Origin of the sequence: Sphingopyxis sp. OPL5, assembly GCF_003797775.2 — a bacterium.
In the GTDB taxonomy this organism is placed as follows: Bacteria; Pseudomonadota; Alphaproteobacteria; order Sphingomonadales; family Sphingomonadaceae; genus Sphingopyxis.
The window spans coordinates 372,394-392,823 of the sequence record NZ_CP060725.1 but is presented as its reverse complement, the minus strand read 5'-3'; the positions used below and the strand labels follow the sequence as shown (position 1 = coordinate 392,823).

Genomic DNA, 20,430 nt, shown 5'->3' with positions numbered 1-20,430 from the left:
TCATTTTGAAGCGAGGCTGGCTAGCGCGGCTTCGAGGCTGTCGACGGTGAAAGGCTTCGCAAGGATCGGTCGATCGTTCCAGCAGGGGCCGGGCTGACCGACAAAACCGCCCGTCGCGACAAGGAAAGGGATCGAGCGTGTCGCGAAAGCCTCGGCTACCGCATCGCAAGGCAAGCCGGATTCGAGGTAGACGTCTACAATCGCGGCATCGAATTCGCCTGTCGCGATATGTCTGAGCGCCGATGCGATATCGCCGGCGTCTCCGACAATATCATGCCCCAGCGCGCCCAGCGCATCTTCGAGCATCATGGCGACAAGTGGATCATCTTCTACGACCAATATCCTTTTGGGCATATTTTTCCTGCATTATCTGCGAGGCGCTTGCGGCGCGCTCACGAAGCTCGTCTTACGGCGGCATCCGAGTGAATGTCCTCCCGGTGCCGCGCCTACGCCCGAGCATCGGCGACCCTCATCCAAAATCATATTGATCCATGTTAATCGCCACCCAGACCGCCTGCAATCTCGGCAGATAGGGCTAGCAAGGCTGCTTGCCACGAAGGGCATGGCAGTGCATGCACGGCACAAATTGTTCGACCGGGCCGAGGGGCATATCGATGGAATCGGCCAGGATCTCGTCGCTCGGCCGCGACACGCGGGCGAGTCGCCTCATCATCCTTCTCCTGACGATCGGATTTGTTGCGCTCCTCGCGGCGGCATTGACTGCTTTTTATGTGCAGCGTCAGAATGAGGCCGACGCCCGAAAGGTGGCGCACACGCTCGCTGTCGAGGCAAATCTCGGGGCTTTCGCCAGCGCGACCGAAAGAATGGAAACGGCGCGCCGCGGGCTGATCCTCACGCAGAACCCGGCCTTCGCGGCGATCATGGATGAGGCCGAGGACCGGTCGCGCGCCCAACTCGCCTCGCTCGAGGCGCTGATTAGCGACAATCCAAACCAGCGCGGCCGCGCCGCCAGACTCCGCGCGCATCTCGACGCCTATGGCCGTCATTACCAGGCGACTCTCGGCCTTCGCGGCACGGACCGCGCGGCACTGATCGCCGACTTCGCGAACGACAAGGGGGTGCTCGAGGTGCGCGCTGCGCGCGCGGTCATCGAGACGATGCTCGAGAGCGAACTCGCCCTCCTCAAGGATCGCGAAGCACGCCAGCAGCGCACGCAGTCGCTGTTCACCCTGACGCTGATCGGAACCGGCATTCTCCTGCTGGTCGTTGCAGCCGCCACGCTGCTCCTCGTTCGCAACAATCTCGTCGAGCTCCGCGCATCGCGCGCGGAACTTCGCCGTCTCAACGAAGGGCTTGAGGAACTGGTCGATGCGCGCACGGGCGAACTCAAGCGCGCCAATGCCGAAATCCAGCGCTTCGCCTATATCGTGTCGCACGATCTGCGTTCGCCACTCGTCAATGTGATGGGTTTCACGGCCGAACTCGAGACCGCGCGCAAGGCGATCTCGGGCTATCTCGAACAGGGCGATGCGCAGGGCTGGAAGGCGCCCGACGCCGCGACGCGGCTCGCGATCGAGGAGGATCTGCCGGAATCGATCGGCTTCATTCGCACCTCCACGCAGAAGATGGACCGGCTGATCAACGCGATCCTCAATCTCTCGCGCCAGGGTCGCCGCACGCTCGCGCCCGAAACGCTTGCTCTCGGCGACGTCGTGGGCGCGATCGTCGGCAGCCTGCAGCACCGCATCGACGAGACCGGCACGACGGTCGAAGTGTCGGACCTGCCGACCGTGATCAATGACCGGGTCGCGGTCGAGCAGATCCTCTCGAATCTCATCGAAAATGCCCTCAAATATCTGCAGCCGGGGCGCGCCGGTATTATCCGGATTGCGGGCGGCGCCGATCTCGGGCGGGCGTGGGTGTCGGTCGCCGACAATGGTAGGGGCATCGAGCCGCGCGATCACGAACGCGTGTTCGACCTCTTCCGAAGGTCGGGCGTCCAGGACCAGCAGGGGGAGGGGATCGGTCTTGCCCACGCCCGCGCGCTTGCCTATCGCCTCGGCGGTAATATCGAAATCCAGTCCGAACTCGGTGCGGGTTCCACCTTTCGGCTGATCCTGCCCCTCGTGTGGCAAAGCGGAGAAGAAGATGCCTGACCAACTGCCCGTAAACATCGTGATGATCGAGGACGATGAGGGGCATGCGCGCCTTATCGAGAAGAACATCCGGCGCGCCGGCATTTCCAACAAGATCCATCATTTTCTCGACGGCACCTCGGCTCTCGAGTTCCTGTACGATGCGGCGGAGGGCCCGGTGCGCAACGGGCCGGCGCTCGTGCTGCTCGACCTCAATCTGCCCGACATGAGCGGGACCGACATTCTCGCCAGGCTGAAGGCCGACAGCAGTCCGCTGCGCCGCACGCCCGTCGTCGTGCTCACGACCACCGACGACAAGATCGAGATCCAGCGCTGCTACGACCTCGGCTGCAACGTCTATATCACCAAGCCGGTGAACTATGAGAATTTCGCCGACGCCATTCGCCAGCTCGGTCTCTTCCTCTCGGTGATCCAGGTCCCCGATCCCGACCCGGCTTGAGACCCGCCCTGGCCCACATTCTCTATATCGATGACGACGACGGCATGCGGCGGCTTGCGTCGCGCGCGCTTGGCCGGAAAGGTTATGAGGTCAGCCTCGCGGCAAGCGGCGGCGAGGGCGTCGACATGGCGAAGGTCACTGCCTTCGATCTCGTTGCCGTCGATCACTATATGCCCGGGCAGGACGGGCTTGCCACGCTCGAGGCGCTTCGCGCACTACGCGACTGCCCGCCCGTCGTCTATGTGACGGGCTCCGAGGAGAGCCGCATCGCCGTGGCGGCGTTGAAGTCGGGTGCCGACGATTATGTGGTAAAGTCGGTCGGCGAGGATTTTTTCGATCTCTTGGCCTCGAGTTTCGAGCAGGTACTCGAGCGTGCCCAGCTCCGACGCGCGCGCGCCGAGGTGGAGAGCGAGCTGCGCGCGACCAATGCGCGGCTGGAAGCGCTGCTCAAGGAAGTGAACCACCGCGTCGCGAACAATCTCCAGATGGTGATGTCTTTCGTCGCCCTCCAGTCGAAGACGATCGCCGATCCCGCCGCCCGCGAGGCGCTGCAGAAGACGCAGCAACGGATCGCGACGGTCGCGCAAGTCAACCGGCGCCTCTACACCACCGACGACGTCGAATATGTGGCGATGGACGACTATCTGGGCGGCCTTGCCGAGGATCTCTCGGCAACCTGGTCGACGGGGGTCGCCGCGCGGCGTGTCATCGCCGACGTCGAGCCCATGCGTGTGGCCACCGACAAGGCCGTTGCGCTCGGCATGATCGCCAACGAATGGGTGAGCAACGCGTGCAAATATGCCTATGGCGACAGCCATGATGGCGAGATTCGGATATCGCTTCGCCGGGCCGACGAGACATTGCTCGAACTCGCGGTTGTCGACGACGGGGCAGGGATGCCGTCCGACGGAACGGCGCGCGGCACGGGTCTCGGAACGCGCCTCATCGAAGCGTTGGCGCGGACCCACAAGGCGGCTGTCTCTTACGGCGCGGTCGATGCATCGCGCGATATGCCGGGCACGAGCGCGCTCATCCGGATCCAGTTGCGACCGGGCGAGCTCAAAGCCTAGTTTGCGCCGCGCGGCTGCCGCGCGGGTTCGGCCGCCGCTGACGGGCGAGGCTGGACGAGCGCATCGGACTGCTTTTCGGGGCGGATGTAGATCGAGCTGATATCGCTCGACGCAGCCTTGAGCTCGGCCTCGATCGCCTCGATCAGCGTCTCGGCCTCGCCCATCGCGAGACGATCCTCGAAGTCGGCGCTTACCGCGACGAAGATCGAATTGGGTGCGGTGTGGATCGTGCGCACATGATTGACCGCTGTAATTTCGCGGCGCCGTTCGACGATGGTCCAGATACGCGCGATCAGTTCTGGGTCCGCAGCCTCGCCGATCAACAGCTCCTTCGCCTCGCGGGCTAGAAGGATCGCGACCGCCGCCAGGATTGCGCCGATCGCCATCGAGGCGATGCCGTCGATCCGCGGATCCCCTGTCGCATGGCTCAGCCATATGCCGCCGGCGGCGATGGCGAGGCCGGCGAGCGCGGCGCTGTCTTCGAACAGGACGATGAAACCTGCGGGATCCTTCGACCGCCGCACCGCCGTCCACCAGCCGAGCCCGCGCCGCCCGGCGTTGAACTCGCGCACCGCGATCGTCCACGACGCACCCTCGAGCAGGAAGGCGATGGCGAGCACCACATAGTTGATCGTCGGATCGCGAAGCGGCTCGGGATCCCGGTAGTGAATCCAGCCTTCGTAGATGGAAATGCCGGCTCCGACGGCAAAGATGAGGATTGCGACGACGAACGCCCAGAAATAAAGTTCGCGGCCGTAGCCGAAGGGGTGACGATTGTCGGGCGGCCGCTTTGCCTTCGCTTGGCCGTAGAGGAGCAGCATCTGATTGCCGCTGTCGACGAGCGAATGGACCCCTTCCGATAGCATCGACGAGGAACCACTAATCGCCGCGGCGACAAATTTGGCGACGGCGATGCCGAGATTGGCAAAGAGCGCACCGTAAAGCACGATGTTCGCCCTGATATGATGCGCCCTCGAGCGCGGCTTGCCCGTATCAGACTGGTCTATCACCGAGCTACCTTCGCCATCGCGGCGCAAGGGGCCGCGCAGGCTCTCGATATCGATAGACAGGGGATGGGACGCGTCATGGGACAGCTACGCCCGGCGGGGCGGCACGTTCCCGAGACGCGTCGCTATGTCCCCGCTCCATCAGCGCCGCCCAGCGCGCGTCTAACGCTGACCGCGCGCCGCGGGGGCGCGAAGGTGCCGGAAGGCGGAAGAAGGTGGGCAGTGCCACACCTTAGCGCGAACATGGCGGCGTTCTTCGCTTATTTTATCTGGCGCTTGATCCGCTTCAAGCCGGGCGGCTCCGCCTGATTATCTTTTGCTGGCTGCAGCAGCGACCGGTGATCCCATCGCGAGCGCGCGAGGTCCGGTGACGCGCCACACCGTGTTCGAGAGATCGTCGGCGATCCAGAGCGCGCCGCGCGCCGGGTCCCAGGTGACGCCGACCGGGCGGCCGCGCGCTTTGCCGTCCTTGATGAAGCCGGTCACGAAATCCTTCGGCTTGCCGGCAGGACGTCCGTTGGCGAAGGGGATGAAGCTGACCTTGTAGCCGGCGAGAGTCTGGCGGTTCCAGCTGCCATGCTCTCCAACGAAGGCGCCCGTCTCATAGCCCGGTAGCCCGCCTTCGGTCGCAAAGCTCAGCCCGAGCGGCGCGACGTGCGAACCGAGCGCATAATCGGGAGTGACTGCGGTCCTGACGAGCTCGGGCTTTTGTGGATGAACGCGCGGGTCGGGATGGCGTCCCCAATAACTGTAGGGCCAGCCGTAGAAAGCGCCCTCGCGCACCGAGGTCAGATAATCGGGTACGAGCTCGGCGCCAAGCTCGTCGCGTTCGTTCACCACCGCCCAGAGGACGTTCGACGATGGCTCGAAGGCGAGGGCGGTCGGGTTGCGGATGCCCGAGACGAAGATGCGGCTCGCGCCGGTGGCGGCATCGACCTCCCAAATGACGGCGCGATCCTCCTCGATGCTCATTCCCCGCTCGCCGATATTGCTGTTCGAGCCGATGCCGACATAAAGTTTCGACCCGTCCGCGCTCGCGGCGAGCGATTTCGTCCAGTGATGATTGACCGCTGCCGGGAGCTTGGTCACTTCCTCGCCCTTGCCAGCGATGCGCGTTGCGCCCGGCGTGTAGGCGAAGCGCAGCAGCGCACCCTGATTGGCGACATAAAGGTTGTTCCCGACGAGCGCGATGCCATAGGGCGCATCGAGATCCTCGATGAAGCTGGTACGAAGTTCGGGTTTGCCGTCGCCATTCGCGTCGCGCAGCAAGGTGATGCGGTCGCCGCCCTTTACCGAGGATTTTCCGAGGCTCTTGATATAGCCCGCGATCACATCCTTCGGGCGGAGCTTAGGCGCATGGCCGCCGGACCCTTCGGCGACGAGGATATCGCCATTTGGGAGGATGAGGATCTGGCGCGGGATCTTAAGGTCCGTCGCGACCGGCACGATCGTGAAACCGGCTGGAACGGTCGGAAGCTCGCCGTTCCATCCTGCAGGCTTGGCGATTTTCATCGGTGGGACGAGCGTCTCGTCGATCTTCGGCAGGCTTGGGCTGGCGCCCGTCTGGTCGAGCTTTTCATCGCCTTTGCCGCAGCCGGCGAGCGCGGCCGCTAACGCCGCCGCAGCGACGAGGCCGAGGGAGGTCTGGCGGTTCATGCGCGGGGCTCCTTCGCTGCGTGGAGAAGCCAGGCGGCGGCAATCGCTGCAAGTGTGGATAGGGCCGAGAGGGTCACGCCGGTCGTGCCGACCGAACTCCAGGCATCCTGGCTATGCTTGAAGGCGTTCACGAGGCCCGCGATCCACATAATGAGGATCAGGAGGAAATAGGCGAGGGCGGGGGTTCGCGTGGGCAGCTTCCGGCGGCGGACGAGGGCTATGGCGGACCACAGGAGCACCGGAGCCCCGAATATCAGCCCGCCCGTGATCAACCAGGCCGAGAAATTGCTCCACTGCATCTCGGCGCTGTTGAGATAGGTGATGTCGGAAAGGAGCGCGCTGCTGAACAGGGCGACCGGAAAGGCGAGGAGAATGGCGTGCAGCGGATGGGGCGCGTGTCGGCGATAGGGCGGGTCGGTGAGAGGCGATGGGGCCGTTGCCATATTGATCTCCATGCAGGCCCCCGTCTGGATAATGCGCCGACCGCCCAATAGTTTCCCGGAACCCGCGCGCCGGGCGCGACGTTGGCAATTGGATGGATCCGTCCTCGATTCCTTATTGTGGTCCCGCGCCGATCCCGGCTGACTGGATGCTGCGCTGGAATCTCGATCCCGGGCTGCTCGCGGCGCTGGGCGCCGCGGCGCTGATGGCGTGGCGATGGAAAGCGCGCGGTCCCTTCTGGGCCGGGTTCGCGCTGATCGTGCTGCTGTTCGTGTCGCCGCTATGCGCCCTGTCGTCGGCGCTCTTCTCGGTGCGCGTCGCGCACCATATCATCCTGACCGCAGTTGCGGCTCCGCTGTTTGCGCTCGGCCTGCCGCGGTTTCGGCCGCGCGGCGGTGCGCCGCTATGGGCGGCCGCGCACATTCTCGCATTCTGGATCTGGCACGCGCCGGCGCCCTATGCTCTCGCGCTGGCGAGTGACGGCACTTTCTGGTTGATGCAGCTTTCGTTGCTCGCGACCGCGTTCGGCTTCTGGGCTTCGCTCCGCTCGTCGTCGCCGCCGCTCGCGATCGGCCTGCTGCTTGCCATGATGGTGCAGATGGGGCTGCTCGGGGCGCTCATCACCTTCGCGGGCACGCCTCTCTATGCGCCCCATCTCGCGACGACGATGGCCTGGGGGCTGGCGCCGCTCGAAGATCAGCAACTGGCGGGGCTCATCATGTGGGCTCCTGCCGCGGCTCTTTATCTCGGCGCGGCGCTCTGGACCGGCTGGCGCCTCCTCGGCGAGCCGCCCCCGGTGGCAGCATGATCGAGGCGATCCAGGCGTGGGCGGCGCGCTATGCCGCCGACCGCCGCTACTCGCCCGTCGGGCAGCTATTCCACTGGACGATGGCCGCGCTCATCCTATTCCAGCTCGGCTGGGGCTGGCGCATGAGCCGCATCGATGCGGGCGGCGACAAGTTGGAGGCGTTTCGGGTTCATGCCGAACTCGGCCTGCTGATGCTCGTGCTTGCTGCGCTGCGCGCGATCTGGCGGATGATCGTGCCGGGTCCCATCAACGATGCCGACCGGCTGGGCTGGCAGACGGTCGCAGCCTATGTGACGCACATACTCTTTTACGTCTGCTTTTTCGGTTTGCCGCTCTCGGGATGGGCGATGTGGTCGGTGGTCGGCGGCGAGCCGCTCGAGGTGGCGGGAATCCTTCCCTGGCCGCACATGCCGTTCGACAGTCTGGAGAAGGGTATTCAGTGGTGGATCCTCGACTGGGCGGAGGGAATCCATGCGCTCCTGATCATTCTCCTCGTCGCGATGATCCCGCTGCACGTGGGCGCGGCTCTGAAACATCATTTCTGGGATCGGCACGACGTGCTGCGGGGGATGTTGCCCGAGCTTCCGGAGGATGGTGCGGAAAGGACGCCGCATGACGCGACACCGCCGCAAGCTCGGCGAACGAGAGCAGACGGCTGACGCGGCGCATCTCGCCTAGCGGGTCATTGTTGCGCTTCGCTTCGCGCCACGCGCGAAGCTGACCCGAGATATAGGCGGCGGGCTGACCGGCCAGCGGCGGATTAGCGGCATCGCCCACGCCGCCCACACCGTGGCACGAGGCGCAGGACGGCAATCCCCGCGCGGGATCGCCCTCGTCGTAGAGGCGGGCGCCCGCCGGAATTCCGGCTTCGACAGGCCAGGCTACCGGCTGCCGCGCTGCGTAGAAAGCCGACACCTTCGAGCGGTCGTTGTCGCTGAGCTTGCGGGCGATTGCTCGCATCGCAGGATGCTCGCGGCGACCGTTCGCATAATCGTCGAGCTGGCGGTGGAGATAGCCCGCGTCGAGTCCGGCGAGGCGCGGCGCGTCGCGCCCGTCGCCTTCGCCCTGCAGCCCGTGACAGGTGAAGCAGGCCGCTTCGGCGCCCGCATCGCCGCCGCTCATCGCGATCGTCTCGCCCGTCGCGCGGAAGCGATCGGGCGGCGCGGGCGCTTGGCATGCGGACAGGAGGAACAGGAGGAGGAGGGGGGCTTTGCGCACGCTTCGGGAACCAATGGCCGCGCGAGGTGGTTCCCAAAGCGAAACGAGGACGGTGAACGGCTATGAAAGGGGGCGCTGCGATTTCGGTCTTGATGCTGCTCGGCGCCTGCGCGCCCGCCCCGGTTGAAACGCCACCTGCCGACCCCGCCGCCGTAGCGCGCGGGCGCGATGCGGCGTCGCGGCTCGGTTGCGGCGCCTGCCATGCCATGCCCGGGATCGCCTGGCCGAAAGGGCGCGTGGGACCGCCGCTCGCGGGCTTCGGCGCGCGCCCGCTGATCGCGGGCGAACTGCCCAATCGCGCGCCGCTGCTTGCCGCCTTCGTCACCGACGCGCCGGCGATGGCGCCGGGGACCGCAATGCCCGCGATACCGATGAAAAAAGCCGAAGCCGACGATATCGCCGCCTGGCTGCTGAGCCTCGATGACTGAGCGAACGCTGCCTTCGGAAGGCTGGCCGCCCGCCGTGCTCGATCCTGCCGGCCCCTATTCGGAGCCCGTGACCCTGCTTGCCTGGGTGCTGCTTGCTGGCGGAACCGTGATATTGGCGATCGTGCTTGGCGCACTCTGGATCGCGCTGCGCGGATCGCCTCGGCTCAAGACCCGGCTCGGCGGCGAGAAGGCGATCTGGATTCTGGGATTTGCGTTTCCCTCGGTCGTGCTCACTGGTCTGCTCGTGTGGGGCCTCATGCTCACCAGTTCGCTTTCGGCGGCGCGCGTTTCCGAAGGCGCCATGCGCGTCAAGGTCATCGGCGAGATGTGGTGGTGGCGCGTCCATTATCAGGACGGACAAGGCCGCGAGACGCTGCGCGATGCGAACGAACTCCACATTCCGATAGGACAGCCCGTCCTGCTCGAACTCGAGGCGGCCGACGTCATCCATAGCTTCTGGGTGCCGCGGCTTGGCGGTAAGATGGACATGATCCCGGGGCGCACCAATCGCCTGCTGATCGAGGCCGATGCGCCGGGTATCTACAAGGGGCAATGCGCCGAATATTGCGGCGGCCCGCACGCGCTGATGGGGTTTGTGGTGGTGGCCCACACCCCGGCGGACTTTGCGCGGTGGCAGGCTTCGCGGCTCCCGTCGCAAGGCGCCGGCGGCGAGGGGCTTGCACTTTTTCTCTCGAGCGGCTGCGCCGCCTGTCACACGATCCGCGGCACGCCGGCGCGCGGGCTTGCCGGTCCGGATCTGACGCATGTCGGCTCGCGCAGGACGCTGGGCGCGGGCATATTGCCCAATAATCCGGGGACGATGGCGGGCTGGGTCGCCGACAGCCAGGCGATCAAGCCCGCGAACCGTATGCCCGCCTATCACCAGTTCAGCGGCGAGGAACTGCAGGCGCTCACCGCCTATCTGGTCTCGCTCAAATGAGATCGGAAACGGGCTTCGATCCCGCGCTTTATGACCGCTTCCCGACCCGGGACGAGCGACCGAGGGAAGAGGAAGAGGACCTCCGCCGTATCTGGTGCAAGCCCAAGGGCTGGGAATATCTGTTCGCGGTCAACAATAATTACATCGGCATCTATTATCTCGGAACCGCCTTTCTCTTTTTCCTGATGGCGGGGGTGCTCGCGCTGCTCATGCGTGCGCAACTCGCCGCGCCGATGCTCGAGATCCTGCCGCAGGGCACCTATAATCAGGTCTTCACCATGCACGGCACGGTGATGATGTTCCTCTTCGCGGTGCCCGCGGTCGAGGCGGCAGGCGTGCTCCTGCTCCCGCAGATGCTCGCGGCGCGCGATCTGCCGTTCCCGCGGCTGTCCGCCTATGCCTTCTGGGCCTATGCCGTCGGCGGACTTTGTTTTTTCGCTTCGATCTTCGTCGGGCTCGCGCCCGACGGCGGCTGGTTCATGTATCCGCCGCTCACGTCCAAGGCCTATTCGCCGGGAATCAACACCGACTTCTGGCTGCTCGGCATCGGCTTCATCGAGATCAGCGCGATCGCGGGGGCGATCGAGATCATCGTCGGCGTGCTGCGGACGCGCGCGCCCGGCATGCGCCTCGACAGGATGCCGATCTTCGCCTGGGCGATGCTCGTCTTCGCAGTGATGATCGTGATCGCCTTTCCGAGCATCATTCTCGGCACCTTGCTGCTCGAGATCGAGCGCGCGTTCGGCTGGCCCTTCTTCGACGCGACGCGCGGCGGAGACCCCTTGCTCTGGCAACATCTCTTCTGGTTCTTCGGTCACCCCGAGGTCTATATCATCTTCCTGCCCGCCGCCGGGATGATGAGCATGATCGTCGCGACCGTCGCGGGCGAGAGGCTCGTTGGCTACCGGCTCATCGTCCTTGCGATGATCGCGACGGGTTTCATCAGTTTCGGCGTGTGGGCGCATCATATGTTCACCACCGGCATGCCGCCGATGACCACGGGCTTCTTCTCGGCCGCCTCGATGGCGGTCAGCGTGCCGGCGGGCATCCAGGTCTTCTCGTGGATCGCGACGCTCGCGATCGGCAAGCCGAAGTTCAATGCGCCCGGCCTCTTCGTGATGGGCAGCATCGTCATTTTCGTGACGGGGGGTCTGACGGGTGTGATGGTAGCGATGGTGCCCTTCGACTGGCAGGCGCACGATAGCTATTTCATCGTCGCGCACCTCCATTATGTCCTGATCGGCGGCATGGTCTTTCCGCTGTTTGCGGCCTTCTATTACTGGATTCCGATGGTGAGCAAGCGGGCGCTGTCGGAGCGGCTCGCGAAATGGGTGTTCGGCCTCATGTTCATCGGCATGAATGTCGCTTTCCTGCCGATGCATCTGGCGGGGCTGCAGGGCATGCCGCGCCGCGTCTACACCTATCTGCCGGGGCAAGGTCTCGATCTGCCCAATCTGGTCTCGACGGTCGGCGCCTTCATGATCGGTCTCGGTGTGCTCCTCTTCCTCGTCGACCTGGCGCGCAATTTCCGGCTCGCGCCGGGCGAGGGCAATGCCGGAAATGTGTATGGCGGCGGCACGCTCGAATGGTTGCCGAGCGAGCTCTATTCGACGCGCTCGATCCCGGTCGTCACGAGCCGCGAGCCCTTGTGGGACGATCCTGCGCTCGCGGATGAGGTCGAGGAGGGGCGCTATTTCCTGCCGCGCTCGGCGACGGGCCTTCGCGAGACGATCGTCACCAGTCCGCTGCTCGCCGAGCCCCAATATCTGCAGATCATGCCGGGGCCGTCGCCATGGCCCTTCGCCGCCGCGATCTTTACTGCGGGCTTCTTCCTCGCGCTGACGGTGCAGGCCTATATGTTCGCATGGGTGAGCGGCGTGCTCGCGGTGATCTCGGTACTGCGATGGCTTTGGGAAACCGACCGGCCGGTCGAAATCGAGGGTGTCGACATTGGCGCAGACATCCGCGTCCCGACCTACGTTACCGGGCCGTCGAGCCATGGCTGGTGGGCGATGGTCATCCTGCTTGTCGTGATGGGCATGATCTTTCTCATGGCGCTGTTCAGCCTTGCCTTCCTGTCCTCGAACCAGCCGGGCTTCTGGCGGCCGCCGCCGCCCCTCGGCGAGGCGATATCGATCCTGGGGCTCTACGCTGTCGCAATCGGTCTCGCGCTCACGGCACGCGCATGCCTTCGACGCTCGCCCTTCTGGTCGGTATTCGCGCTTCTTTTGTCCGCGGCGGTTTCGGGTGCGGCGCTTGGAATGGATTACGTGAGTTGGTCGAGTAGCGAACTTGATCCCACTGCGAGCGGGCAGGGGGCTGTCGTCTATGCGCTGCTGGCCCTTCAGGCATGCGCAGCGGCGATTGCAATCTTGATGGCGCTTTACTGCGCGGCGCGTGCTGTGCGGGGCCTTGTCCCGCAGCCTAGGAACAACAGCATCGACCTCGCGATGCTCTTTCTCGTCTACACCGCGGCACAGGGGGTGACGGGCGCACTCGTCTCGCGACTGGTCGGCGCTGGCGGATGAAGAGTTGGTTCATCATGATGGGCGGTCTCGTCCTGTGGGCCGTACATTTCTTCCTCCTCTACCTCCTCGCCGAGTTCGGAGGCAGCGGACCTGGCATACGCCTCGCGGCATCGCTCTTTACCTTGGTTATTCTCGGCGGCGTGGCATGGATGTTCGTAGCGGTGCGGCAAAAAACGCCCGGCGATCCCTTCGCGCGGTGGCGACGGCGTGCCGCCATGCTGGCGCTGGCGTTCGGCGGGCTCGGTATCGTCTTTCAATATTTGCCCATCCTGCTCGTTGATCGATAGGACGGCGGGAACGAGGGCCGCGCCGGATCGGGCCGGCGGCCAGATTCGGGAGTAGGATGGATGCCGCTGATCGAGGCGATTGCGAGGTGCGAAGAAGAGCTGCGGGCTGCGATGCTGGCCGGCGATGTCGAGGCACTGGAGCGGCTGCTTGCGGAGGACATGATCTTCGTCGATCAACAGGGGGTCAGGCGATCGCGGGAGGGTGATATAGCGGCGCACCGTTCGGGCCTGCTCGACCTGAGTTCACTCGATTTTCGCGGCGACCGCCGCATTTGGTCCCACGGCGACGTGGCGAGCGTCGTCGTAACGGCCGATGTCGCGGGAACCTATGGTGGCGCGGCTTTCTTCGGGACTTTTGCCTATCTCCGGCTCTGGAAGCAGCAGGGCGACTGTTGGCAGATCATTCTCGCTCAATGCACGGCTTGTGCCTCGTCGGAGCTGTGATCGAAGTCCGCCTCGGGGAGGTTGAGCGCGGCATCTGTCGAGCGCGCTCTGGCCTCGCAGGCTCGGCCAGGGGTCGCACGGATGTAGGGCCGCGCGTGCACACTTGCCTCGCTTCTTGCCGGTGCGGGCGCGCGCTTTCACGGCGGGCAAGCCGCGCTGCGCGCGGCTCCGGCCACGGCTCCGCCGCGTCCGAGCCGCCGCTCCCGCCCGCACGCCGCCCCGGCTGCGGCTCCGGCAAGAGTGCGGCTTTCGGCCCTTCGGGCCAGCGTTCTCGCTGCCAAGGTCAATCCGGCCTGGCGCGAAGCTTGCGGCGGATCGTTTTCAGCGCATTCTCGAGACCTTGCGAGCGATATCCGCCTTCCGGCGTTTCACGATCGAACAGGGCGCCGTCGTCATCCCGGCCAAGCAAGAATTCAAGCGCTTCGACAAGGTCCTGATCCATGGTTGTTCTTCCCGTCACCGCGCCAGCGTCACCGATATGGGACAATGATCGGAGTAATGCTTGGTGCCCGACCCGTAGAGCGTCTCGGCAAAGCTCAGCATGTCCGCGCCGGCGCGCCGGTCAAGGACGATATGATCGATGAAACTGTCGTAGCGCGGATCGCATTTCGGTCCCGTCCCGGCAGCTGCGAGACGGAGATCGGCGTTCAAGGGCGTGCCATCATCGAGCTCGGACCAGACGCGGTCGGCTGCAAGGCCGAGCCGGCGGTTCCAGTCGCCGAGCAGGGCGAAGCGCACAGGCGCCTCGGCAGCCGCATCGACCCACGCCTCGAGCGCGGGGATCTGCTCGGACAGGATCGGGCACGCCTTGGCGGTATCTCCGGCAAAGCAGCCCGACTTCAAGTGGATCGAAAGCAGACGGAGCGGCCTCGCGCGCTCAGGTCGGAGCGTGATGTCGACGCCCGAGCGCAGTTGAGGATTGCCGAGCATGAGGCTGGTCACATCGGGGTGGCGGTCGAACGCAATGGTCTTGCGGATCGCGAAGCCGACAGCCTGGCGGATCACGCGCTGCGACTTGTGCTCGCCGCCGCAGGTCCCGCTGGGCGCACCGGCGCGCTCTTCCATGACGACGGTATAGCGGGCGGGGTCGAACACGCGCTCTGCCGCCGCGACACTCTCCGCTTCCTGAAACGCGATCACGTCGGCGTCGAGCCCATCGGCGATCTGCCGCATGGCGGCATAGTCGGCGTCGGTTCGCGGCTGACATCCGTCGCCGTTACGCTCGGCAAGGAATTCGAGGTTCCAGCTCGCCAGGGTGAGCGGCCGGTCTTGCAGGACAGAGGGCGAAAAGGGCTGCGAAGCTTGCTCGGCCCCCGCGCAAGCGCTGAGCGAAAGGAGAGTAGCAGCTATAAAAAGGAGGCGCTGGTTCATCGGGCGCTTCTGGCCGCGTCGCGGGGCGCTTTCAACCTCTTCGTTGGCAGCAATATTATCTGGGGAGAGAACCTCGTCTCCCGGGAACCAGGGGGAGAGACGAGGCACTACAAGAATGCGCACCTACGAGGAATTGTTCCGAATGACGTGTAATTTGATATTGATTTCGATCAAGTTTACCCGAATTTCTGTGCGGTACTCGACTTTCCAACAAGGAGGTTCGTGATCCATTGTTCGGCGCGGCTGATGTCTGGCTTCGGCGATTCATAGGGACTTCGTGATCGCGGGAACAAGGCTGGCTCCCTTGCCGTTGTTAAAGAGCCTATATCGGAGACCGATGCATGCAGCAGCAGATTGCAGTCGTGACGCTCGGGATCGCGGATCTCGTCCGGTCCCGCCGCTTCTATAGCGAAGGCTTCGGCTGGACGCCGGTGTTCGCGAACGAGGAAATCGCCTTCTATCAGATGAACGGTCTGATCCTCGGCACATGGCTTGAGGCAAAGCTCGCCGAGGACATGACGCGGACCTCGTTCGGAGGCCTGGGGGCCTTCGCGCTCGCCCATAATGTCGGGTCGGCGGAAGAGGTCGATGCGGTGATCGCGGCACTGGAAGCTGCAGGCGGGCGGGTGCTCCGGCCAGGCGATGCACCGCCGCATGGCGGCTATCGGGGCTATGTCGCCGATCCCGACGATCACGCCTGGGAAATCGCTTGGAATCCGGCTTGGCCGATCGACGCCGAAGGCCAAGTGACCTTCGGCGCCTGACGTCGGGTCTTAGCCGTTGAGGCGATCCTTGACCGCCTTCGCCGCGCCGAAGCCGAGCTTTTTCGAGGCCGCGATCTGGATGGTCTCACCGGTCGAAGGGTTGCGGCCCTCGCGGGCTGCGCTTTCCTTGACCTTGAACTTGCCGAAGCCGTTCACCGATACTTCCTCGCCCTTGGCGGCGGCGTCGGCGATCGCGGCGAACACGGCGTCGACAGCCTTCTTGCCGTCGGCCTTGCTGGTTCCGAGCGCGCTAGCAACTGCGTCCGAAAGGTCGGCATGGTTCATTCAATATCTCCCTTATGCGGTCGGCCCCTCGCCGACCGGGCGGTCTCTATAGGAGCGAATATTTGCCTTCGCTATCGCGATCAACTCGCGAGGCTGCGGAAGGTGATCGACCAGCGCGCCGTCTCGATCGGCGCGATGCTATGTTCCCACGCGTGCCGCGCTTCGCCGGTGAAACGATAGATCGAGCGGGGCGCGAGCGGCAGTGCAAAGCGGTCGAACTTGTCTCCTCGGCGGCGCCGGAAGCGCATCGCCGCCTCTGCTCCCAGCGAAATGCCGACGACATGCTCGAAGACGGGCCGGTCCTTATGCCAGCCGATGCCGGCCCCGGGGCCGTATGAAATCAGCAGCGCCTGCGCGAGGGCGCCCGGCGGAAGTTCTGAAAAACGCTCGGCGCGAGCGGCGATCGGCGCGAGCCAGTCGGGGATCGGCGCGGCGCGTGCGAAAACCCCCGTCTGGAAATCATAGCTCCATCCAAATGAGCGGGTGAGGCGTTTGCCCTCCCATTGCTGGAACTTGAAGGCCTCGAGCCCAGCATTTTCGATATGGGCTATGAGCGCGGCTTCCTCGGCTTCCGTGACGAAGGCTTCGGCCGCTTCGAGACCGGGAAGCAGTGCACGGCCAAACAGATCGGCCTGCGCCGCGGCACTTTTGCTGACAGGGCCGTGCTTCATGTCCTTGCGAGTGCGTCCAGTTTCGCCGCGATCGCTTTCCAGCGCTCGACGCCCGCTTTATCCCCCGCGAGCGCGAGCGCACCGATGCGCGCTGCGACGAAGCGCGGTGCGCCCGCGCCATGCTGCTTCTCGACGGCGAGGGCGCAGGCCCAGAGATGGCGGTCTTCGGTGAGCATCAGAGCAGGGTCGGCATATCGGGGAGGGGGGGCGACGTCCTGCCGCGGTTGTTCCAGGGGTCGTTGCTATACTCGGCAACGAGGCGGTCGCCGGGATATTTGCGCACGAGCCCGAATGCTTCGTCGGCGGGCGCATGCAGCCAGGTCTCATGATCTTCGGGACGGAGGATCACCGGCATGCGGTCGTGGATATCGAGCAGTTCCTCGGTCGCGTCCACCATCACGCCGGTATAGGCGTCGCCCCATTCGTCGGTGGGGCGCCATAGTCCCGCCCAGGCCGCAAGCGGCTGATCGGTGACGCTGATCCAGGTCTTCGTCATTGCGCCTTTTTCGCCGACGGCTTCGGCAAATGCGGTGAACGGGATCAGGCAGCGATGCGCCGACTGGGCAAACCATTGGCTCCACATACCATAAGGATTGAAGAGCTGATCGTCGCGTGCGTTGTTCGTCGGGCTCGGCTTGTTGGGCAGACCTGTCTTCTTGCTTTTGGAGTGGCGCGGAAAACCCCAGGTCATCGAGCGCAGGACGCGCTTTCCCTGCTCTTCGCGGACGACCATGCCCGAATAGCCGGGATACACATCCTCGGCGCTGTTGAACGCCGGTACGGGGAGGTCGACGCCGAAATGCGCCGCAACCTCGGCCGCGCTTTTGCGCTCGGTGTAGAGATTGCACATGGACGTCAGTCTATCAGCATCAGGCCGGGAAGGAAGGGCATGGGCGGAAACGGCGCTCTGCTTGAGCAGCGCTTGCTGGGGCCGCGCGCTCGGCGGCAATTTGCCGCTGCGCCAAAGATCGTCGGTATGCTCGGCGACAAAATTTTCTGCGGGCGGTGGCGGACGAAACTGGAAGCCGATGACATCCTTGATCGAGCCGTGGAGCCAGCGCTCATATTCATGGGGCATGAGGAGGACGGGCATGCGATCGTTGGTGGGATGCACGAGCTCGTTCGCGTCCATCGTCATGCCGGCGTAAACGGGACCCAATTCGGGGGTGTTCTTGGCGAAGCCCGCCCAGGCCATGATCGGCTGGCCTTCGGCAGAGAACCAACTGCGTGTCTTCTCGCCCGGCGAGCCGTTGGGGTTCGCGAAGTGGGTCAGCGGAATGAGGCAGCGATAGCGGGGCTCGACGACGAGACCTTCCCACATCGGGTTGGTGAGATCGGCGACGAGACCGATGCGGCCCGGCGGATCGCCGCGCAGCCGCATCTCGCGGGTGAGGCGCGGGAAGCCCCAGAGCATCTGGCGAAGGTGCCGTCGGCCGTTCGTTGCATGGACGACGAGGCCGGGGAGGGCCTCGATCGTCTCCGAGGGCACGGCGATATCGGTAAAGCCGCCGGCGCCGAAATGATCGGCGACGTCCGAAGCCGTGGCGGCCAGAGTGTAGAGGCGGCTCATCTCTCGGCGTTCAGGCGAAGATCTTCGTCCATTTTTCGACTTGTTCCGCAAAGCTCGCCGGCTCGAAACCGTGACCGATCTCGGTCTCGACGAGCGGAGCGCTGCCGCCGGCGGCGTAGAAGCCGCTGATATCGCTCTCGCCGAACGGGTCGAATTCCTGCGCCCAGCGATCGAGGGCGATCACGCGCGCGTGGAGCGCGGCACCGCCATGATCGCCGAGCCCGTGCTCCCGCGCGAAACACTCGAGGAGACGGCCATGCTCCGCGATGTCGCTCGAACTCTTCACCTCGATATGCCGGATCGTCTCGATCGCGCGGGCGAGATGCGCGCCGGTGATATGGACCGCATTGACCGCGGCGAGAAAACCGCCGGGTGCGAAAAAATCGTTTGCGGGCGCATGGCCGCGGATGCGGTCGCCGCCGTCGGATCTTTCGAACTGGATTACGTCGCCCATGGCCGGTCCTTCGCTGCGAGTCGGTCAGGGAGTATAGAACAAAAATAGAACAAAGGCGAATCTGCGCCGTGTCGATCAGGGGTCGACGTGGGCGGGCGGAGGAACAAGGAAGAGTGTGCGGCCCTCGACGCGCCAGGCGGCGAGCTGGGACAGAAAATTCATACCGAGGACGTCCGTATTGCGGAGCGCGGGCGAAATCACGACTTTCAGCCGCCGCGCTTCGATGGCACCGACCGCGAGCGCATCGACCGTTCCCGCCTTGGCGTGCACCGTCCCGTTTGCCGTTTGCATAAGAAGAGGCATCAGCGTTGCATCGGCTTCGACCGCGGCTGCGCGCGCTGTCTCATGCGACACGGCCGTCATGGTGGCGCCGCTGTCGACGAGCATCTTTCGCTTGATGCCATTGATTTCGGCATCGACCCAGAAATGCCCGTCGCGCGCCATCGGGATTCGCACCTCGCTGCCGACCACCTGCTGTCGATCGAGACCGATCGCAGAGGTGAGTCGACCGAGGTTCGGATCGAAAGGGGCGTGCTGAAGAATGAGGAAGATCGCGAAGGCAAGGAGCGCGAAGGAGAAGAGGCCGCGTAGCACGCGGCCGACATAGGGGATTTTGAACAGCAGAATGAGGACCAGCGCCGCGCCAGCCGCATAGATCGCGAGCTGTTCCCAAGCGAGATCAGTGGTGAGGGACATATCAGGCCTCTAGCGCTGGCCTCGTGTCGCGGGGCTGAACGATCAGCTCTCCGAGATCGTCTCGTCCTCTATTGCTGCGGCGATCATGCGTTCCCAGACCTGGGCATCCCCGACCGCCAGCATGCGCCCGCTCGGCTCCCGCATCGTCTTGAGGATAGCGAGCGCCGCGGCCGTGTAATCCGGCCAGAGAACGTCGACCGCAGCGGCCGCCGATTCCAGTTCGCCTTCGCCGTTCCGGCTGAGCTCATGTCCGGCAAGGACCCGGGCGATGCGCTCGATCGGCGCCGTTGCGGCAGCGTCCCAAGTCATCGGCCGTTGTTCAGATAGGCGCGAACGGCGTCCGCGCTATTCCCAACGGCATCGACCGCCTCGCGCAGTTCATCCTCGCCCACGCCGAGGCTCTGGGTCCAGTCGCGGATCTCATAGTCTTCGGAAAGGCTGATCCGATCGCGATCGGGGGCGCCCGTCAGTCTCTTGTCGTCCGCCATCATGATCTCCTGCGTGAGAGGCCCGCGAAGCCGGGCCGCGCGGGAGCTGCGGCCCGGCCCAGAAGGCGCAGAATTTCCGCGCCCGTCTGTGCCGCGATCCTGTCGGTACCTTGCCTTTGATAGGCCCTCCCGCCGGTTCAGGGGAAGGCATCTCAACCTCGAATGACGCACCGATGGCGGCAAGCGTTCCCGAGAAAATTTTCGGATTAACACAGGTTATTCGGGAGAGCGGATGCTCTTGTGGCGCGGAACTTTCGAAGCGAGCCAGCGTTACCCGGACATCCACCAAGGATGAATTGGCGCGGCCTTCACCGTCCCCCGCAAGTGCGGTCGGGCGACTGGCGGACTGCGTCCAGACGGGAGATTTATCATGTTCAGATGGGCTATCATCTTTGCCGTCGTCGCGCTCGTCGCGGCGCTTCTCGGCTTCGGCGGCATCGCCGGCCTTTCGGCCGACTTCGCCAAGATCTTGCTCGTGATCGGCGTCGTCCTCTTCATCGTCGCCTTCGTCTTCGGGCGCGGACGCCGCACATTGCCCTGAGTTTCCGGGATGGCCGAAGTTTCCGACTTTGCCATCCTCACGGGTGCCGGCGATCACAAACCCCTCGGTCGCCGGCACACGACTATAACTTCTCCCCATATCGGCCGTGTCTGAGCACCGGCCCGACACACTGAATGTCACGCCGGACGGCCGCTATTTCGTTATTCGCGGCCGACTTTGGCGTAGGTCGAACCCGGCGTTAGAGCC

Annotated in this window: 27 protein-coding genes and 1 pseudogene; 13 read left to right on the top strand and 15 right to left on the bottom strand. The window is 64.8% G+C overall.

Going from position 1 to position 20,430, the window contains the following annotated elements:
* Positions 1 to 309 carry a response regulator gene (locus EEB18_RS01835; RefSeq protein WP_262408066.1) on the bottom strand — a complete coding sequence of 103 codons (309 nt, stop codon included), beginning with the start codon at positions 307 to 309 and terminating at the stop codon, positions 1 to 3.
* A 305-nt stretch (positions 310 to 614) separates the two neighbouring features.
* Here EEB18_RS01835 and EEB18_RS01830 point away from each other — a divergent pair, with 305 nt between their 5' ends.
* The 3 genes from EEB18_RS01830 to EEB18_RS01820 are packed head-to-tail and all read left to right on the top strand — an operon-like array spanning position 615 to position 3,626.
* A complete protein-coding gene (locus tag EEB18_RS01830; RefSeq protein WP_056350268.1) occupies positions 615 to 2,117 on the top strand; it encodes a sensor histidine kinase in 1,503 nt (500 codons plus the stop codon).
* Positions 2,110 to 2,556, top strand: coding sequence for a response regulator (locus EEB18_RS01825; protein ID WP_056350270.1), 447 nt, complete (start codon positions 2,110 to 2,112; stop codon positions 2,554 to 2,556). Before EEB18_RS01830 ends, EEB18_RS01825 begins: the two co-directional genes overlap by 8 nt.
* Positions 2,553 to 3,626 (top strand): sensor histidine kinase, encoded by a 1,074-nt coding sequence (locus EEB18_RS01820; protein WP_235535731.1) that lies wholly within the window; start codon positions 2,553 to 2,555, stop codon positions 3,624 to 3,626. Before EEB18_RS01825 ends, EEB18_RS01820 begins: the two co-directional genes overlap by 4 nt.
* Here the strand turns inward: EEB18_RS01820 and EEB18_RS01815 are convergent.
* The 3 genes from EEB18_RS01815 to EEB18_RS01805 all read right to left on the bottom strand — a co-directional run bounded on the left by EEB18_RS01815 (position 3,623) and on the right by EEB18_RS01805 (position 6,744).
* Entirely contained in the window at positions 3,623 to 4,636 is a 1,014-nt protein-coding gene (locus EEB18_RS01815) for a cation diffusion facilitator family transporter (protein WP_235535732.1), read from the bottom strand. The genes EEB18_RS01820 and EEB18_RS01815 overlap by 4 nt on opposite strands.
* A gap of 306 nt (positions 4,637 to 4,942) precedes the next feature.
* Complete coding sequence (locus EEB18_RS01810; RefSeq protein WP_187140420.1) at positions 4,943 to 6,289, bottom strand: PQQ-dependent sugar dehydrogenase; 1,347 nt, start codon at positions 6,287 to 6,289, stop codon at positions 4,943 to 4,945.
* The gene (locus EEB18_RS01805; RefSeq protein ID WP_262408065.1) at positions 6,286 to 6,744 is read right to left on the bottom strand and encodes a DUF2231 domain-containing protein; all 459 of its coding nucleotides are present in this window, start codon (positions 6,742 to 6,744) and stop codon (positions 6,286 to 6,288) included. The genes EEB18_RS01810 and EEB18_RS01805 overlap by 4 nt, the downstream gene beginning before the upstream one ends.
* 134 nt (positions 6,745 to 6,878) lie before the next feature.
* On the opposite strand from EEB18_RS01805, the gene EEB18_RS01800 reads away from it, so the two are divergent.
* Together EEB18_RS01800 and EEB18_RS22630 are read left to right on the top strand one after the other, a co-directional pair.
* Entirely contained in the window at positions 6,879 to 7,538 is a 660-nt protein-coding gene (locus EEB18_RS01800; protein ID WP_235535733.1) for a cytochrome c oxidase assembly protein, read from the top strand.
* Positions 7,535 to 8,197, top strand: a complete 663-nt coding sequence (locus EEB18_RS22630) for a cytochrome b (RefSeq protein ID WP_187140419.1) — start codon at positions 7,535 to 7,537, stop codon at positions 8,195 to 8,197. Before EEB18_RS01800 ends, EEB18_RS22630 begins: the two co-directional genes overlap by 4 nt.
* A 25-nt stretch (positions 8,198 to 8,222) precedes the next feature.
* Here EEB18_RS22630 and EEB18_RS22830 read toward each other — a convergent pair.
* Positions 8,223 to 8,609 (bottom strand): annotated as a pseudogene (locus EEB18_RS22830) (c-type cytochrome); the annotation flags it as partial.
* Between EEB18_RS22830 and EEB18_RS22625 the strand changes: the two are divergent.
* The 6 genes from EEB18_RS22625 to EEB18_RS01765 are packed head-to-tail and all read left to right on the top strand — an operon-like array spanning position 8,505 to position 13,383.
* A complete protein-coding gene (locus tag EEB18_RS22625; protein ID WP_187140437.1) occupies positions 8,505 to 8,822 on the top strand; it encodes a hypothetical protein in 318 nt (105 codons plus the stop codon). The pseudogene EEB18_RS22830 and the gene EEB18_RS22625 sit on opposite strands and share 105 nt — an antisense overlap.
* Positions 8,819 to 9,184, top strand: coding sequence for a c-type cytochrome (locus tag EEB18_RS01785; RefSeq protein WP_056350282.1), 366 nt, complete (start codon positions 8,819 to 8,821; stop codon positions 9,182 to 9,184). The genes EEB18_RS22625 and EEB18_RS01785 overlap by 4 nt, the downstream gene beginning before the upstream one ends.
* A complete protein-coding gene (gene coxB / locus EEB18_RS01780; RefSeq protein WP_187140418.1) occupies positions 9,177 to 10,124 on the top strand; it encodes a cytochrome c oxidase subunit II in 948 nt (315 codons plus the stop codon). The genes EEB18_RS01785 and coxB overlap by 8 nt, the downstream gene beginning before the upstream one ends.
* Positions 10,121 to 12,652 (top strand): cbb3-type cytochrome c oxidase subunit I, encoded by a 2,532-nt coding sequence (locus tag EEB18_RS01775; RefSeq protein ID WP_187140417.1) that lies wholly within the window; start codon positions 10,121 to 10,123, stop codon positions 12,650 to 12,652. Before coxB ends, EEB18_RS01775 begins: the two co-directional genes overlap by 4 nt.
* Positions 12,649 to 12,939, top strand: coding sequence for a hypothetical protein (locus tag EEB18_RS01770; protein ID WP_187140416.1), 291 nt, complete (start codon positions 12,649 to 12,651; stop codon positions 12,937 to 12,939). The genes EEB18_RS01775 and EEB18_RS01770 overlap by 4 nt, the downstream gene beginning before the upstream one ends.
* A gap of 60 nt (positions 12,940 to 12,999) precedes the next feature.
* Positions 13,000 to 13,383 (top strand): nuclear transport factor 2 family protein, encoded by a 384-nt coding sequence (locus EEB18_RS01765; protein WP_187140415.1) that lies wholly within the window; start codon positions 13,000 to 13,002, stop codon positions 13,381 to 13,383.
* A 283-nt stretch (positions 13,384 to 13,666) separates the two neighbouring features.
* On the opposite strand, the gene EEB18_RS01760 is transcribed toward EEB18_RS01765, so the two are convergent.
* Both EEB18_RS01760 and EEB18_RS01755 read right to left on the bottom strand, forming a co-directional pair.
* A complete protein-coding gene (locus EEB18_RS01760) occupies positions 13,667 to 13,825 on the bottom strand; it encodes a hypothetical protein (protein ID WP_187140414.1) in 159 nt (52 codons plus the stop codon).
* 14 nt (positions 13,826 to 13,839) lie between these two features.
* A complete protein-coding gene (locus EEB18_RS01755) occupies positions 13,840 to 14,877 on the bottom strand; it encodes an endonuclease (RefSeq protein ID WP_222943136.1) in 1,038 nt (345 codons plus the stop codon).
* A gap of 218 nt (positions 14,878 to 15,095) precedes the next feature.
* Here EEB18_RS01755 and EEB18_RS01750 point away from each other — a divergent pair, with 218 nt between their 5' ends.
* The gene (locus EEB18_RS01750) at positions 15,096 to 15,518 is read left to right on the top strand and encodes a VOC family protein (RefSeq protein WP_187140413.1); all 423 of its coding nucleotides are present in this window, start codon (positions 15,096 to 15,098) and stop codon (positions 15,516 to 15,518) included.
* A 9-nt stretch (positions 15,519 to 15,527) separates the two neighbouring features.
* Here the strand turns inward: EEB18_RS01750 and EEB18_RS01745 are convergent, their stop codons facing one another.
* From EEB18_RS01745 to EEB18_RS01705, 8 genes are all read right to left on the bottom strand, one after another.
* Complete coding sequence (locus tag EEB18_RS01745) at positions 15,528 to 15,803, bottom strand: HU family DNA-binding protein (protein ID WP_056350296.1); 276 nt, start codon at positions 15,801 to 15,803, stop codon at positions 15,528 to 15,530.
* An 80-nt stretch (positions 15,804 to 15,883) separates the two neighbouring features.
* On the bottom strand, positions 15,884 to 16,474 hold the full coding sequence (locus EEB18_RS01740; protein WP_187140412.1) for an alpha-ketoglutarate-dependent dioxygenase AlkB: 591 nt from the start codon (positions 16,472 to 16,474) through the stop codon (positions 15,884 to 15,886).
* Positions 16,471 to 16,650 carry a DUF6961 family protein gene (locus EEB18_RS01735; RefSeq protein ID WP_056350301.1) on the bottom strand — a complete coding sequence of 60 codons (180 nt, stop codon included), beginning with the start codon at positions 16,648 to 16,650 and terminating at the stop codon, positions 16,471 to 16,473. The genes EEB18_RS01740 and EEB18_RS01735 overlap by 4 nt, the downstream gene beginning before the upstream one ends.
* A complete protein-coding gene (locus EEB18_RS22620) occupies positions 16,650 to 18,095 on the bottom strand; it encodes an SOS response-associated peptidase family protein (RefSeq protein WP_262408064.1) in 1,446 nt (481 codons plus the stop codon). Before EEB18_RS22620 ends, EEB18_RS01735 begins: the two co-directional genes overlap by 1 nt.
* Entirely contained in the window at positions 18,055 to 18,498 is a 444-nt protein-coding gene (locus EEB18_RS01720; protein WP_056350307.1) for a hypothetical protein, read from the bottom strand. Before EEB18_RS01720 ends, EEB18_RS22620 begins: the two co-directional genes overlap by 41 nt.
* 75 nt (positions 18,499 to 18,573) lie before the next feature.
* Positions 18,574 to 19,194, bottom strand: coding sequence for a TIGR02281 family clan AA aspartic protease (locus EEB18_RS01715; RefSeq protein WP_187140411.1), 621 nt, complete (start codon positions 19,192 to 19,194; stop codon positions 18,574 to 18,576).
* 42 nt (positions 19,195 to 19,236) lie between these two features.
* Positions 19,237 to 19,503 (bottom strand): hypothetical protein, encoded by a 267-nt coding sequence (locus tag EEB18_RS01710; protein WP_077029182.1) that lies wholly within the window; start codon positions 19,501 to 19,503, stop codon positions 19,237 to 19,239.
* Entirely contained in the window at positions 19,500 to 19,682 is a 183-nt protein-coding gene (locus tag EEB18_RS01705) for a DUF3606 domain-containing protein (RefSeq protein ID WP_056350312.1), read from the bottom strand. The genes EEB18_RS01710 and EEB18_RS01705 overlap by 4 nt, the downstream gene beginning before the upstream one ends.
* Before the next feature lie 370 nt (positions 19,683 to 20,052).
* Here EEB18_RS01705 and EEB18_RS01700 point away from each other — a divergent pair, with 370 nt between their 5' ends.
* Positions 20,053 to 20,223, top strand: coding sequence for a DUF1328 domain-containing protein (locus EEB18_RS01700; protein WP_077029184.1), 171 nt, complete (start codon positions 20,053 to 20,055; stop codon positions 20,221 to 20,223).
* The last annotated feature ends 207 nt before the right edge of the window (positions 20,224 to 20,430 follow it).